Source organism: Micromonospora rosaria, from assembly GCF_001567585.1.
Taxonomy (GTDB): Bacteria; Actinomycetota; Actinomycetes; order Mycobacteriales; family Micromonosporaceae; genus Micromonospora; species Micromonospora rosaria.
In genome coordinates this window covers 1-12,950 of the sequence record NZ_LRQV01000168.1, presented here as the reverse complement: position 1 = coordinate 12,950, position 12,950 = coordinate 1, and the positions used below count along the sequence as shown (strand labels likewise).

Annotated in this window: 13 protein-coding genes; 4 read left to right on the top strand and 9 right to left on the bottom strand. The window is 70.3% G+C overall.

Annotation, left to right across the window (positions count from 1 at the left end):
- Positions 1 to 484: 484 nt before the first annotated feature.
- Complete coding sequence (locus tag AWW66_RS28480) at positions 485 to 1,228, bottom strand: FadR/GntR family transcriptional regulator (protein WP_067372724.1); 744 nt, start codon at positions 1,226 to 1,228, stop codon at positions 485 to 487.
- Positions 1,229 to 1,766: 538 nt separating this feature from the next.
- Between AWW66_RS28480 and AWW66_RS28475 the strand changes: the two genes are divergently transcribed.
- On the top strand, positions 1,767 to 3,290 hold the full coding sequence (locus AWW66_RS28475; RefSeq protein WP_067372721.1) for an alpha/beta hydrolase-fold protein: 1,524 nt from the start codon (positions 1,767 to 1,769) through the stop codon (positions 3,288 to 3,290).
- A 246-nt stretch (positions 3,291 to 3,536) separates the two neighbouring features.
- On the top strand, positions 3,537 to 4,193 hold the full coding sequence (locus AWW66_RS28470) for a flavodoxin family protein (RefSeq protein WP_067372718.1): 657 nt from the start codon (positions 3,537 to 3,539) through the stop codon (positions 4,191 to 4,193).
- Here AWW66_RS28470 and AWW66_RS28465 read toward each other — a convergent pair.
- From AWW66_RS28465 to AWW66_RS28435, 7 genes are all read right to left on the bottom strand, one after another.
- Positions 4,136 to 4,672 (bottom strand): hypothetical protein, encoded by a 537-nt coding sequence (locus AWW66_RS28465; RefSeq protein ID WP_067372715.1) that lies wholly within the window; start codon positions 4,670 to 4,672, stop codon positions 4,136 to 4,138. The two genes, AWW66_RS28470 and AWW66_RS28465, sit on opposite strands and share 58 nt — an antisense overlap.
- Positions 4,662 to 5,054 (bottom strand): carboxymuconolactone decarboxylase family protein, encoded by a 393-nt coding sequence (locus AWW66_RS28460; protein ID WP_083979091.1) that lies wholly within the window; start codon positions 5,052 to 5,054, stop codon positions 4,662 to 4,664. The genes AWW66_RS28465 and AWW66_RS28460 overlap by 11 nt, the downstream gene beginning before the upstream one ends.
- 34 nt (positions 5,055 to 5,088) lie before the next feature.
- Positions 5,089 to 5,601: an aromatic-ring-hydroxylating dioxygenase subunit beta gene (locus AWW66_RS28455; RefSeq protein ID WP_067372712.1), complete on the bottom strand. Its 513-nt coding sequence runs from the start codon at positions 5,599 to 5,601 to the stop codon at positions 5,089 to 5,091.
- On the bottom strand, positions 5,598 to 6,914 hold the full coding sequence (locus tag AWW66_RS28450) for an aromatic ring-hydroxylating oxygenase subunit alpha (protein WP_067372709.1): 1,317 nt from the start codon (positions 6,912 to 6,914) through the stop codon (positions 5,598 to 5,600). The genes AWW66_RS28455 and AWW66_RS28450 overlap by 4 nt, the downstream gene beginning before the upstream one ends.
- Positions 6,911 to 8,077 (bottom strand): glycosyltransferase, encoded by a 1,167-nt coding sequence (locus AWW66_RS28445; RefSeq protein ID WP_067372706.1) that lies wholly within the window; start codon positions 8,075 to 8,077, stop codon positions 6,911 to 6,913. Before AWW66_RS28445 ends, AWW66_RS28450 begins: the two co-directional genes overlap by 4 nt.
- Before the next feature lie 1,253 nt (positions 8,078 to 9,330).
- Positions 9,331 to 9,513, bottom strand: coding sequence for a DUF397 domain-containing protein (locus tag AWW66_RS28440; RefSeq protein WP_067372703.1), 183 nt, complete (start codon positions 9,511 to 9,513; stop codon positions 9,331 to 9,333).
- Positions 9,503 to 10,387 (bottom strand): helix-turn-helix domain-containing protein, encoded by an 885-nt coding sequence (locus tag AWW66_RS28435; RefSeq protein WP_067372700.1) that lies wholly within the window; start codon positions 10,385 to 10,387, stop codon positions 9,503 to 9,505. The genes AWW66_RS28440 and AWW66_RS28435 overlap by 11 nt, the downstream gene beginning before the upstream one ends.
- Positions 10,388 to 10,602: 215 nt before the next feature.
- On the opposite strand from AWW66_RS28435, the gene AWW66_RS28430 reads away from it, so the two are divergent.
- A complete protein-coding gene (locus tag AWW66_RS28430) occupies positions 10,603 to 10,887 on the top strand; it encodes a hypothetical protein (protein WP_157528060.1) in 285 nt (94 codons plus the stop codon).
- Complete coding sequence (locus tag AWW66_RS28425; protein WP_396890435.1) at positions 10,884 to 11,204, top strand: hypothetical protein; 321 nt, start codon at positions 10,884 to 10,886, stop codon at positions 11,202 to 11,204. The genes AWW66_RS28430 and AWW66_RS28425 overlap by 4 nt, the downstream gene beginning before the upstream one ends.
- An 85-nt stretch (positions 11,205 to 11,289) precedes the next feature.
- On the opposite strand, the gene AWW66_RS28420 is transcribed toward AWW66_RS28425, so the two are convergent.
- A complete protein-coding gene (locus AWW66_RS28420) occupies positions 11,290 to 12,873 on the bottom strand; it encodes an MDR family MFS transporter (RefSeq protein WP_067372694.1) in 1,584 nt (527 codons plus the stop codon).
- Between the last annotated feature and the right edge of the window lie 77 nt (positions 12,874 to 12,950).

Below are 12,950 nucleotides of genomic sequence, written 5' to 3'. Positions count from 1 at the left end.
GGATCACCCCCGCGTGTGCGGGGAGCAGCCATCCATGACTGACCAGAAGCGTGACGACGTGGGATCACCCCCGCGTGTGCGGGGAGCAGATCGCCGAATGGCTGGCTGCGGAGCCGACCCTGGGATCACCCCCGCGTGTGCGGGGAGCAGGTGGGATACATTCTCCGGTTCTTCTGGCGCATGGGATCACCCCCGCGTGTGCGGGGAGCAGACTTCTTGACCTGCGGCGCCAAAGATCAACTGCTGCGTTTTTCTTCACTTTGCTTCTCAAGATCACCCTCTCCCGGGAGGTGCCGCACGCACTTGGCCGCCAGGTGATCCCTGACGATGAACAGGATCGTAGCGGCCAACACCACCCCTCCAGGCCCACAGCAGCCGTCCCCGTCCCGACCGTAAACGGCCCGGTCGCATGTGGAACGTGCCAGCGGGTACGGCCGGCGGGCCGTTGACCGGGACGGCTCCACGTCACGCGCGCCGGGTGCGACTACCGCAGTCCCGCGCCGCACGACGCGGTGGCGCTGATCGCGTCGCGTACCTCTTCGACCAGTTCGCGCATGGCGGCCTCGGCGCCCCGGGCGTCGCCGGCCGCGACGCAGCTCGCCACCCGTTCGTGCAGGTCGAGGGCGACGGGCCGGGGTGGCCTCGGCATGAGGCCGTGCTCGGTGCGCCCGGCGAGCACCTCGGTGATCACGTCGGTCAGCGCGCTGAACATCTCGTTGTGGCACCCGTGCAGCAGCAGCGCGTGGAACTCGACGTCGACCTCCAGGAAGGCGTCGAGCTGGCCCGCCTCGCCGAGGTGCCGCATCCGGGCGGCCAGCGCGCCCAGTCGCTGCCGCTGGGCGGGGGCGGCGTGCCGGGCGGCGCCGGCCGCCGCGAGCGGTTCGACCGCGACCCGCAGCTCGGTGAGGGTACGGAGCTGGTCGGCGCGCCCGGGACCGTCCAGCCGCCAGCGGATCACCCGTGGATCGAGCACCCGCCACCTGCTGATCGGCTGCACCACCAGCCCGACCCGGCGGCGGGACTGGACCAGGCTCAGTGATTCGAGGATCCGCATGACCTCCCGCATCACGGTGCGCGAGACCCCGAAGCGCTGCTGCAACCGTTCCAGGGTGAGGGCCGCGCCGGGGGCGTGCTGCCCGCTGGTGATCTCCAGCCCGAGAGCGTCGATCACCTTGTCGTGCAACACCGGCGCCACGGACCGTGCCGCGTCGCGAGTCGCCTCGCCCATCAAAGATCCCCGATCGCTCCGTCCTGCGGAGAGACTAGCGCGCACCGTCCGGGGGCCGGCTCCCCCTGCTGACCAGCAAAAAGGTGTCACCAATCTGTTTACAAAGATATCACCTTTGTGTGAGCATCGTGATCACTGAAGCGGCGTCCCACCACCACGGGAGCGTGAAGTGAGCGTGTCGTCCATCGTCCGGTCCACGAGGGCGTCGCGGGCACCGACCAGGTAGCCCTCTCCGCGACGCCGGAGCCCCGACCGTCCTGACTGGTGGTACGCCCAGGCGACGGTCTTCACCCGCAGCCGAATCCCCCACGACGGCCCGCCGCGGTACCGCACCCGCGACGAGGTCCGACGGCCCTGACCCACGTCACGTCGCCGGCCTGTGCACAGGCCGGGCAGGGAGCACCGTCTTTCCACACCACCACAGGTCGACGGACCGCGTCCCCGGGCGGCCCGACCCGACCACCCCGTCCTCTCGAAGGAAGAGCACATGTCCGTAGCGCAATCCCCCTCGTCGTCGACACGCCGGTCCCGCCGAGGGATGGCGGTCGGTGTCATCGCCGGCCTGACGGCCGCCTCCGGCATCCTCGCCGCCCCGGCGGCGCTCGCGGCCCCGGCCGCGACGCTCGGGCCGCAGGTCGTCACGACCAACCAGGCCCCGACCGGCCAGGCGGTCACCTTCCGGTACCAGGCCCCGGCCGGCGTGCAGTCGGTCCAGATCTACGGCGAGTGGTTCTTCTCGCAGGCCGAGAGCGTCACCTGCCAGGGGTGCGGCGACGCCCGTACCGGCGACCAGTGGCAGCCGAACGACATCGTGACCGACCCGTGGCAGACCCGGCCGATGACCAGGGGCGCGGACGGGGTGTGGACGTTCACCACCCCGCTGCCCTCCGGCACCTTCCGGTACGCCTTCGCGCACGACTGCACCAGCCCCACCGCCTCCGGCTGCACCCTGCACCCGGACCCGGCCAACCCGCTGGAGGTGGTCCCGCACGCCGGCGCCACGGGTGCCCAGCTCAGCCGGGTGTACGTGCCGAACAACAAGCGCTTCCCCACCTACGACAACAGCTACCAGGCCCCGTCGCCCGCCAACCGGACGGGCACCCTGGAGCAGCGCTGGTACGACTCGCCGCTGTCCACCAACCCGGTGGGCAAGCACGACGTCGTCGTCTACCTGCCGCACGGCTACGACCCGAAGCGCGCCACCCCGTACCCGACGCTGTACCTCAGCCACGGCGGCGGCGGCAACGCCACCGACTGGACCGTGGAGGGTGTGGCCCACCAGATCCTGGAGAACGCGATCCGGGACGGGGCGACCCAGCAGGCGGTCATCGTCTCCACGGACTTCAACGGCCTGCCCGACGGTAACCAGGGCTACGTGAACGAGCTGCGGGACAACGTCATCCCCTTCGTGGAGAAGAACTACAACGTCTCCACCCGGTCGGCCGACCGTGCCTTCGGCGGTCTCTCCGCCGGTGGCGCCCGCGCCCTCACCCTGCTCTACGACAACACCGACCTGGTCGGCTACCACGCCGCCTGGGGCGCGGCCGACACGACGGTGACCGCGACACCGGAGCAGATCGCGCGGATGAAGGCGGTCAGCGGCGGCATCCACGTCGGCACCGGCCTCCAGGACTGGCTGATCAACATCGCGCCGAACTCCGTCCAGCGGACCGAGAACTGGCGGGCGGCCGGCGTCGACGTCACCGAGCACAACGTCGACGGCGTGCACGTCTGGGACATCTGGCGGCAGATGTTGAACGACTACCTGCGGACCGTCGCCTTCCGCACGACCACCACCAGCGTCGAGGCCGAGACCACCCGGGCCGGCAACTCGCACCGCTACCGCGTCACCGCCACCGCCGAGGTCACCCCGGTCACCACCAGCACCGTGGCGCCGACCGGCACGGTCGACTTCTACTCGGGCGACAGGCACCTCGGTTCCGCCAAGGTCAACAAGGGCGTCGCCACGTTCAACGGCAACGTCAGCGGTGACCTCACCGAGCCGGTGACCGCCCGTTACCAGGGCGACCGCCTCTACAACTCCTCGCAGAGCGCCGGCTGACAGCCGTCCCTCCGCGTCCGTGACACGGGCTGCGGTGGCACCGTCGACAGGTGCCGCCGCAGCCCGTTCGTCCGTCGCCGGCACCGCAGCAGCAGCCAGGCCGGACCACCGGCGCCCGCCGACGGGTACGCCCGTATCGGTGATGCTCGATTGCGGGTAGGTTGGGGCTGCCTCGGTGCGCGGCCACGGGGCTTCGTCGGGTGGCCGCTCCCGCGTGGCGCGGAGCGGACAGGGGAGGCACCTCGGATGAAGATCGTTGCGTTGTCCTGCACGCAGAGGCGTCTGCCGTCGCTGACCGACGCGCTGCTCGACGCGGCGGTCAGCGGCGTCCTCCAGGAGGTCGGTGACGCGCAGATCCAGCGAATCCGGTTGATCGACCACCGCATCGCGATGTGCGAGGGCGAGGACACCTGCCTCGATCCCGAGGTGGGCCGGTGCACGGTGGACGACGACTTCGCGCATGTGGTCGAGCTGGCCGAGGGCGCGCAGGCGATGCTGCTCGCCATGCCGGTGTACGCGGGCAACGTGCCCGCCGTGCTGAAGATCTTCCAGGAGCGCCTGAAGAGCTTCATGAACGCCCGGCACCGCCCGTTCGGCAACCTGCTGGTGGGGACGATCGTGCACTCGCGCACGATGCTGACCGAGCCCGCGCTGGGCGCGTTGTTCCCGTGGTACCTGCGCCTGAAGAACAAGAACGTGGCGTCGGCGTGCGTCACCCAGAACGGGCATCAGGACCTGACCCGTACCGCCGCGCCCGACCTGTGTGTGGCCGTGGGCCGGCAGCTCGGCATGTCGCTCGCCGCCGTCCGGTCGCCGGCCGACGACCGTACGGCGCTGCCGGTGGTTCAGTCGCCGGTTCGTCCCCGCTGCGGTGACCCGGCCGCTTCCCCGTCTGGCGGGTGAGCGGATTCCGCGCGCCAGGTGCACCCGTCGCCCGCCTGTTCACACGACACCGTGACGTCCGGTTCGACGTAGCGGTCGGCGATGGCGGTGTTGAGTTCCTGGCAGTACGGGCACGGTGACGAGAAGGTCAGCACGACGCCGGCGCGGGCGGCCCGTTTGCGGTACCGGAGGATGCCGCAGTCGTCGTTGCGCAGGACGGTGCCGGAGGGCTGGGAGGCACTGGTCACCGCCGAGTCGTACAGCAGGAGCTGGCGCTGCAGCCGGGTCATGAAGTGCGCGGTGGCGGACACCCCGGCGGGCCGTTGCGCGTGCAGCAGCGCCGCCGTGATGCGGGAGTTCGCCTGGATCCACGCGGTCAGCCCTTCCTCGCCGTGCTCGCCCAGGATGAACTCCTCGGCGGCGGCCTGGGCCTCGAAGAACCGCTGACGCCACAGGTCGACCTTCTCGTCCGGGTCGAGGGGGGACGGTTCACCGGTCATGGTCCGCGTCCTTCCCGGCGGCGTCGTCCAGCTCGGCGAAGACCTCCTGGGCGACGCGCAGCCCGTTGTTGGCGACCGGCCAGCCCCCGTAGTAGGCGAGCTGGATGATGACCTCGATGATCTTCTCCCGCGACATCCCGAGGTGCAGGGCGGCGCCGATGTGGCCGCGCAGCTCCCAGTCGGTGCGCGCCAGCGCGACGGCGGTCAGCGCGACCAGTTCGCGCTCCTCGACGCTCAGGTGCGGGCGGGTCCAGATCTCACCGAACAGGTGGTCGACGGTGAGCTGGAGGAACTCCGGGTAGGAACCCGGACGCGGCTCGCGGCCGAAGACCTGCTGGAACATGGCCTCGCCCCGCTCACGGCGGGCAGCCGGCTGGTTCATCGATCAACTCCTTCGGGTTGGCCGAACAGCCCGGTCACAGGATGATGCTGAGCTTCCCGTGCTCGTACAACGTCTCGTGGTCGAGCACCACGACCCGGCTGCGGACCCGGAACGACTCGCCCTCGACGACCAGCTCGACCCGGCACTTCCCGACGTAGGCGTCGGAGCGCCCGTGCCCGAACCGGTACACGACGAGGTTCGCCGCCACGTCGAGGTGGGTGCCCCGATCGGTCAGGATCTCCACGTTGGTGATCATCCGGTTGGTCCGCGACCGGGGGTTCTCGCACCACACCTCGCCGTTGAGGAGTTGCTCGATCCGCTGACGGAGCCGGGCCGCGTCGTCGTCGATGAGCCCGAGCGCGTCGGCCGTCCCGCCCCGGACGTCGGTCGCCGGCACCGAGTAGCGGATGTCGTCGGTCAGCATCTCGTCGTACCACTCGCGCAGGCGCCACTCGTCGAGCAGCCGCGCCTCCCGGAAGAGGAACTGGCTCACCCGGTGCCACAACCGCACCTGGGCCGCCTCGTCAACCGTCAGCCCGGCGGTCATCGCGGTACCCCGTGCGTCCCGGCCCGGCGCGCGAGGTCGAGGTGACCGTCGTCGCCGTGCATCAGCCGGTCCCACTGCCGCCAGAACTCGCGGGCGGGAAGCTCGTCGGTGGTCTCCGGGACCTCCTTGTTCATGCCCCGGGACAGGTCGGAGTAGCGGACCGTCCGGTTCAGGTACCCCCGCTGGCACGACTCGATGATCTCGATGTCGTCGGGGGTGGCGAAGCCGGCGGGGCCGAGGAACGTCAGGTAGTGGCTCTTGCGGAGTTCCCGGATGTCCGGATCCTCGTCCTTGGGGGCCAGGGCGACCGAGGTGATCGCCATCTGGCCGGCGCCGATCGGGTCGATCTTGCGGATCGTGATCGCGATCGCGTCGATGATCATCAAGTTGGGGAAGATCAGCAGCGCCCGGTTGGTGCCGGTGATCCGTTCGGCGCGTTCGGCGCCGAACCGGTCGACGAACCGGGCGGCGGTCGCCTCGATGCGCGGCCGGAACTCGTCGCCGAACATCGGCGTCCAGTAGGCGAGCGGACGGGCCGCCGCCGGTGGCAACTCGTTGGCCCCGTGCCCCAGCCCGAGGGCGCAGCCGAAGCCGCCCCGTCGCCGTGGTGGCACCGACCCCAGCGACTCCATGTAGCTGACGTACCGCTTGTGCAGGGCCCGGAAGTGGTAGATGTCGACGCTGTTCTCCATCATGAGCTTCCAGTTGGCCCGCGCCCCGTGCAGTTGCGCCCCCTGGATCACCTCCATCCCGACCTCGGACTGGTCGTCGATCAGGTCGAGGTACTCCGTCGCACCCGCCAGGTACTCGGTCAGGGTGCGCGGCTGCTCCGGATCGAAGGTGACGAAGACGAACCCCCGGTAGCTGTCGCTGCGGTGCCGCGCCAGGCCGAAGTCCGCCTTCCGGAAGCCGGGCCCGTACCCGTCCGGGATCGGGACGCCGACCAGGTCGCCCCGGTTGGAGAAGGTCCAGTCGTGGTACGGGCAGCGGAACGACCGGGCCTGCCCGGCCGGCTGCGAGCAGATCAACGCCCCCCGGTGCGGGCAACTGTTCGCGAAGACCCGGATCACCCCGTCGGACCCGCGCGCCAGGACCACCGGCCGCCCGCCGACGTCGCGGGACACGTAGGAGCCCGGCCCGGGTACCTCCGACTCGTGCCCGACGTACAGCCAGCAGCGGTCGAAGATCCGGGTCATCTCCTGGGCGGCCAGGTCCTCGTCGGTGTAGGCGCGGCGATCCACCCGGAACGAGAGGCGCTCCAGATCGTCGTACACGATCGGGTCGTCCACCGGCCGGTGCAGCTCGATCGTCACTGCTCCCCCTTTCGCTGTAGCGTCTCGACGGTGCTGACGACCAGCTCGGCCGTGCGCGCGGCCGAATCGCCGCACTCCGGCTGCGCGGCGCGCAGCCGGGCGCCGTAGCCCCGGTCGGGATCGAGCAGGTCGGTGACCGCGTCGGTGACCGCCGGCCCGGTGACGGCGGTCGGCTCCAGCGCCGTCCCGAAACCCGCGCTCCCCACGAAGTACGCCTGGACGGGCTGGTCCACGGCCAGCGGGATCACCAGCATCGGTGTCGCCGCCCGGATCGACTCGGCCACGGAGTTGTACCCGCCGTGGGTGACGAAGACGTCGGCGCGTTCGAGCACCTCACGTTGCGGCAGGTACGGGGCGGTGAGCACGTCGGCGGGCAGCGCCAGTTCCTCGGCAAGCTCCCCCACCGCGGCGATCACCTGGGCACCGGTCGCCGCCGCCCCGAGGATCACCGTGCGCAGCAGCTCCGGCCGCCGGTAGAAGATCGTGCCGAAGGAGACGTAGACCAGCGGGCGGTCGGGGTCGATCCGGTCCAGGCCGGTGAAGGCGACCTCGTCGCCACGGGGCCCCGCCGCACCCGGCAACCCGACCAACTGCACACCGTCGTCGGTGACCGCGTCGTCCCCGACGAGCGCAGGAATCGTCGGCATCAGATTGAGGATCGGCGAACGCGCCGAGTGCGTCCGGGTCGACCACAACACCCCGTGCCGGGTCAGATAGTCGCCGACCTGCTCGTCGTACGCCCAGCGGCCCCGCCGGTGCTCGCTCGGGCAGACCCCACCCAGGTTGGCCCAGATCATCCCGTACGGCACGCCGGACGCCTGTGCGCCGACCATGGCCGACGCCGTGACCGGCAGCGAGTCGACGAGCACGAAGTCCGGTGCGGTCGCACGGATCACCTCGGCGGTCTGCTCCGCCACCGGCGACGATTCGAGCATCGGGCCGATCTTCGCCGGTTCGTCGCTCCACGGCGCCATCTCGACCTGCCCGATCGAGTGGACCTCCGCCTTGCCCAGGGCCTCCCGACGCTGCTCGTCGAGCACGCCACCATCCGCGGACAACAGCAGCAGCGCAACCTCACAGCCGGCATCCTGGAGCGCGTTGACCACCGGAACGTACGGGTTCAGGTGCCCGTGCTGGGTGGTGGTGAGGAGGGCGACGCGCATCAGATCTCCGATCCGTCAGAGGGAGGCGACCAGGCCGGCAGGCGAGAACGCCCGGCAGGTGAAAGGGACCGTCGACGTGACATATCGATCGACGCTACTCTGGGCAACGTGTTGACCAACCACACTCGGCAGTTTCGCCAAGCCTGCCGGGATGCTCGATGAATGTCAATGCCTCGCAACTTCGAAATTTGGCCTACCGCCAGAATTAAACGCCAACCAGAGGCTCCGACAAATCTGCCATTTAACCATTTCGAACGAGTCTGGGCAGTTGGCGTGACCGGTCTGGTTTTCGACTGGTGGGCACCGGTCCGCAACGATGGCGGCGAGGCCGGTCACGTCAATCGGCGACACCCGACTCGCCACCACCACGATCCAGGGCTGCCCCAACGAACCACCCACAACGGTCATATCGCGCCACGGCCCGGACCGCCCCCTGCCAACATCGGAAGGGGCCACATTCGTTGTTGTTGTGGCTTCAGACGCGTTTGTAGGGACGATTTTCCCACCACGTCTTTCAAAACTCGCCCGAGTACAGCACAGCACCGGCGGGGACCAGCGCAAAGTAGCAATCTGACTGCTCGCACAAACGCCTGCCACCCCCACCCGGCATGCCCGGTGACGATCTCGCCGGCCTCGACCTCCCGATTTGGCGAGCCATCCGCTGCACCAGGAAAAACCGCGTGCGGGGCGAGAGGATCGACGCGCGCGGGCGACGTGGGTGTCCGGTCGACATATTGAATGTGAGCCGTATACCACTCAGGTATAAAGATACCTGGGTGGTATACGGCACAAAGCGACACCGCCTCCCGCCCGCGACACGCCGTCCCGCCGGACGTACCAGATAGCCGGCACAGCGCAACGATCATGGTGCTGCACGGAACACCCCCGCGTGCGCGGGGAAGAGACCGTGCGGTGCCCGGCGAGCCGATCGGACCAGGGATCACCCCGCGTACGCCAAGTCCACCCCTGCTCGTAGCGGCCCCGCTCTACTGAGGCCACCCCAACGCCAGCAAGACGTTCATATCACCATATTTCACTGCCCGCTCGCCGCCCCAGATCGCCTCACCGGAAGACCTTGGAGGATTTCGGCCCCCCGAGGGGCCGTTTCACTCCAAGGTCCATGAAGGAGCCCTGCTCATTGCCCTTCGAGTGCGCGAAAGAGCGCAATCGGCTGCGGCGACTGCGCGGGCCGCGCACCCGCCATTGGCGGACCCAGGGTAGCCGGTCAGTCGTTGACCACCCGATCGGTTGGATCAGTGCCGGCAGGCGACCGTGGCGACGAAGTCGCGCCAGGCCGTCTCGGTGAAGGTCAGCACCGGGCCGGTACGGTCCTTGCTGTCCCGTACCGAGACGGACTCGGGCACCGCCGCCACTTCGACGCAGTCACCGTCGCCGCCGGAGGCCGACGACGTCCGCCACACACCGTCACGCAGCATCACGCATCTCCTTCGCCAGTCCCGTGATCAGCTCACGGGATTCCTCTTCGTCCAGCACCCGCTCGGCCAGTGACCGCCAGATGTCCTCGTACGTATCGATCTCGTGCGGCCGGTCCAGGTAGACCGCGCCGCAGGGACCGTCCATGTAGACGGTGGACGGCTCCTGCGCCCGGACATTCTCGGCCGGAAAGTCGAGCAGAGTAAACGTCGGCGTCGCAGCCCACCGGGGCAGCCCGGCGGCCAGGGGCAGCACCCGCAGTCGGACGTTGTGCTGCCGACCGGTCACCACCAGGGCATCCAGTTGCCGGGCCATGGCGGCCAGGTCCCGCAGCGGCCGGCGCAACGCCGCCTCCCCGATGATCACGTCGAGGTGCGGCGCCGGAGGCACCGCCCGCACCAACAGCCGCTGCCGGCGCAGGCGCACGTCCACCCGCCCGGCCCGGTCCTGCTCGCCCATCGTCGGATGGTCGGTGGCGATCACCTCGGTCATGTACTCGACCGTTTGGAGCAGACCAGGAATCACGCTGGTCTCATGTTTGCGGATTCGGGAGGCGGCGGCTTCCAGGCCCACGTACAGCTTGAACCAGTCCTTGATGACGTTGTCGTAGCTGTGCCACCAGCCCTTGGCGCGGGTCTCCCGGGCCAGGGTGCGCAGGGTCTCGGTCGTCTCGGGGCTGGCCCCGTAGAGCCGGCACATCGCCTCGATGTCGTTGGGGTGCATCGGCACCTGGCCGGTCTCGTACCGCCAGATCCGGGGTGCCGACCACTCCAGGGCCTTGGCCGCCGCCGTCACCGTGACGTACGCGTTCTCCCGCAGTTCCCGCAGGTACCTGCCGAGTTGTCTGCGTGGCACGGTGCTGCCGGAGTCCTCCACGTCAGCGTCCTTCCTGTCGTCGCGTAAGGCCCCTCGTCTCCCAGGGTCGATCCTCGCCGGAAACATTGCGTTGCGCTAGCACCGCCGACACGATCAGTGACAACCGGTCGGACGTCGACGGCCGGCCCGCCAGGGGCAGGGGACGTGTCTCCCCCGCTCTCCCCCCGGCCCCTGCCCCTGGCCCCCACTCCCGTCGAGGACCCGGAGGACCGACCATGAGAATTGTCCACAATAGACGAAACGGCTCGGTGCCGCTGGCCCCCGCGCACCGGCGCAACTGGCGACGGTGGGGCCGGTACTGCGGCTGCGGGTTGCGCTGGCGGAACTGCCCGGACCGGCACCTGGCCGTGCCGGTCGAGCCGGTCCGCGTACTGCTGCGGGGTGGCCGCTCCGACCGCCCGGCGGCCCCGTCCGGCGGCCGGGCGGGACGGTGGTCGGTGGTGCGCCGCCTGCTGACCCGGGGGTGGGCCGGGCGGAGCGGGGCGGGGCGGCGGCGGTGAGCCGGGCGCGGCGACCGCGTGCCGACGGGCCGTTCCCGGCCGGCGCGGTGGTGGCGGTGGCGGTGCTGCGCCGACACGTCGCGGCCCGGCCGACCTGGCGGTGCCGGGTCTGCGCCGCGCCGTGGCCGTGCGCGCCGTCGCGGCTGGGCCTGCTGCACGAGTACGCCGACGATCCGGTCGGGCTCTCGGTGTACCTCTGCGTGCTGTTGCACGAGGCGGCGGCCGACCTGCTGGGGCTGGCCGAGCCGGCGGCCGACCCGGCGGACCTGTTCCACCGGTTCGTCGGCTGGCACCGGACGCACCGGGCCGGGCGCTGACCCGGGCTCCGGCACGGCCCGGTACGGCCGTCAGGGGTGCCCGGGGCCGCGCCCGGCCCGGTCGTGTCGCTGTCGTCGGTGTCGCTCAGTGCATGGCGGTCATCGCCGCCGCCTCCTTCTCGGCGCGCTCGTCACCACTGAGGGTGTGCAGCGGCTTCTCCTTGATGAAGAGCACCGCGACCAGGGCGAGGAACGCGATCGGCGCGCCGATGAGGAACAGCTCCGAGGTCGCCGTGGCGTACGCCTCCTGCACGATCGCCAGGATCGGCGCGGGCAGCGCGGAGAGGTCGGGCACCTCGGCGGTGCCGCCGCCGGTGGCCCCGGCCGCCGGGCCGAGCTGCTCGGTCATCAGGCTGGTGACCCGGTTGGCCAGCACCGCGCCGAGGGCGCTGACCCCGACCGCGCCGCCCATGCTGCGGAAGAAGGTCAGCACGGAGGTGGCCGCGCCCAGCTCGTGGGCGGGGACGTCGTTCTGCGCGGCGAGGACCAGATTCTGCATGAGCATGCCGACGCCGATGCCGAGCACCGCCATGTAGACCGAGAGCAGCGGTACGCCGGTGTCGGCGTCGATGGTGCTCAGCAGCAGCATCCCGGCGGTCATCACGGCGGCGCCGGCCACCAGGTACAGCTTCCACCGGCCGTACTTGGTGATGAGCTGGCCGGCGACGGTGGAGGAGACCAGCAGGCCGAGGATCATCGGCAGGCTCATCAGGCCGGCGACGGTCGGCGACTTGCCCAGCGAGGTCTGGAAGTACTGGGAGAGGAAGACCGTGCCGCCGAAGAGGGCGACGCCGACCAGGATGCTGGCCACCGTGGTCAGCGAGACGGTCCGGCTGCGGAAGATCTCCAGCGGGATGATCGGCTCGGCGACCCGGGACTCGACCCAGACCGCGAGGCCCAGCAGCACGAGGCCGCCGACGACCATCAGGGCGGTCCAGCCCGACGCCCAGGCGAACTTGTGCCCGGCCAGCGACGACCAGATCAGCAGGGTGGAGACGCCGGAGCTGATGAGCAGCGCGCCGAGCCAGTCGATCCGCACCTTACGGCGGACCACCGGCAGGTGCAGGGTGCGCTGCAACAGGATGATCGAGATGATGCTGAACGGCACGCCGATCAGGAAGCACCAGCGCCAGCCCAGCCAGGAGGTGTCCACCAGCACGCCGCCGATCAGCGGGCCGGCGATGGTGCCGACGCCGAAGACCGCGCCGAAGACACCGGCGTAGCGGCCCAGCTCCCGGGGCGGGATCATGGCCGCCATCACGATCATCGCCAGGGCGGTCATACCGCCCGCGCCGATGCCCTGGACGACCCGGCTGACCAGCAGGATCTCCACGTTCGGGGTGAGGCCGGCGATCAGCGAGCCGATCACGAAGAGGCCGAGCGAGAGCTGGATGAGCAGCTTCTTGCTGTACAGGTCGGCCATCTTGCCCCAGAGCGGGACGGTGGCGGTCATGGCCAGCAACTCGCTGGTGACGATCCAGGTGTAGACGGTCTGGCTGCCGTTGAGGTCGGCGATGATGCGCGGCAGCGCGTTCGCCACCACCGTCGAGGCGAGAATCGCCACGAACATACCCACCATCAGGCCGGAGAGGGCCTGGAGGACCTCCCGGTGGGACATCCGGCCGGCGCCCACCTTGAGCGGGTCGGCGGGCTGGGCGGTTGCGGTCATGGACCCTTCCTCACACGTGTGGTTCGGCTCGCCCCGGCGCGGTCACGCCGGGGTGGTCGGGACGGGGATGGCGGGGG

Bases quoted from the DNA above. Each gene is read 5' to 3' on its own strand.
- AWW66_RS28420 (WP_067372694.1), bottom strand. From the start codon at position 12,873: ATGACCGCAACCGCCCAGCCCGCCGACCCGCTCAAGGTGGGCGCCGGC.
- AWW66_RS28445 (WP_067372706.1), bottom strand. From the start codon at position 8,077: ATGCGCGTCGCCCTCCTCACCACCACCCAGCACGGGCACCTGAACCCG.
- AWW66_RS28465 (WP_067372715.1), bottom strand. From the start codon at position 4,672: ATGACCGGTGAACCGTCCCCCCTCGACCCGGACGAGAAGGTCGACCTG.
- AWW66_RS28475 (WP_067372721.1), top strand. From the start codon at position 1,767: ATGGCGGTCGGTGTCATCGCCGGCCTGACGGCCGCCTCCGGCATCCTC.
- AWW66_RS28430 (WP_157528060.1), top strand. From the start codon at position 10,603: ATGAGAATTGTCCACAATAGACGAAACGGCTCGGTGCCGCTGGCCCCC.
- AWW66_RS28470 (WP_067372718.1), top strand. From the start codon at position 3,537: ATGAAGATCGTTGCGTTGTCCTGCACGCAGAGGCGTCTGCCGTCGCTG.
- AWW66_RS28440 (WP_067372703.1), bottom strand. From the start codon at position 9,513: ATGCTGCGTGACGGTGTGTGGCGGACGTCGTCGGCCTCCGGCGGCGAC.
- AWW66_RS28455 (WP_067372712.1), bottom strand. From the start codon at position 5,601: ATGACCGCCGGGCTGACGGTTGACGAGGCGGCCCAGGTGCGGTTGTGG.
- AWW66_RS28480 (WP_067372724.1), bottom strand. From the start codon at position 1,228: ATGGGCGAGGCGACTCGCGACGCGGCACGGTCCGTGGCGCCGGTGTTG.
- AWW66_RS28460 (WP_083979091.1), bottom strand. From the start codon at position 5,054: ATGAACCAGCCGGCTGCCCGCCGTGAGCGGGGCGAGGCCATGTTCCAG.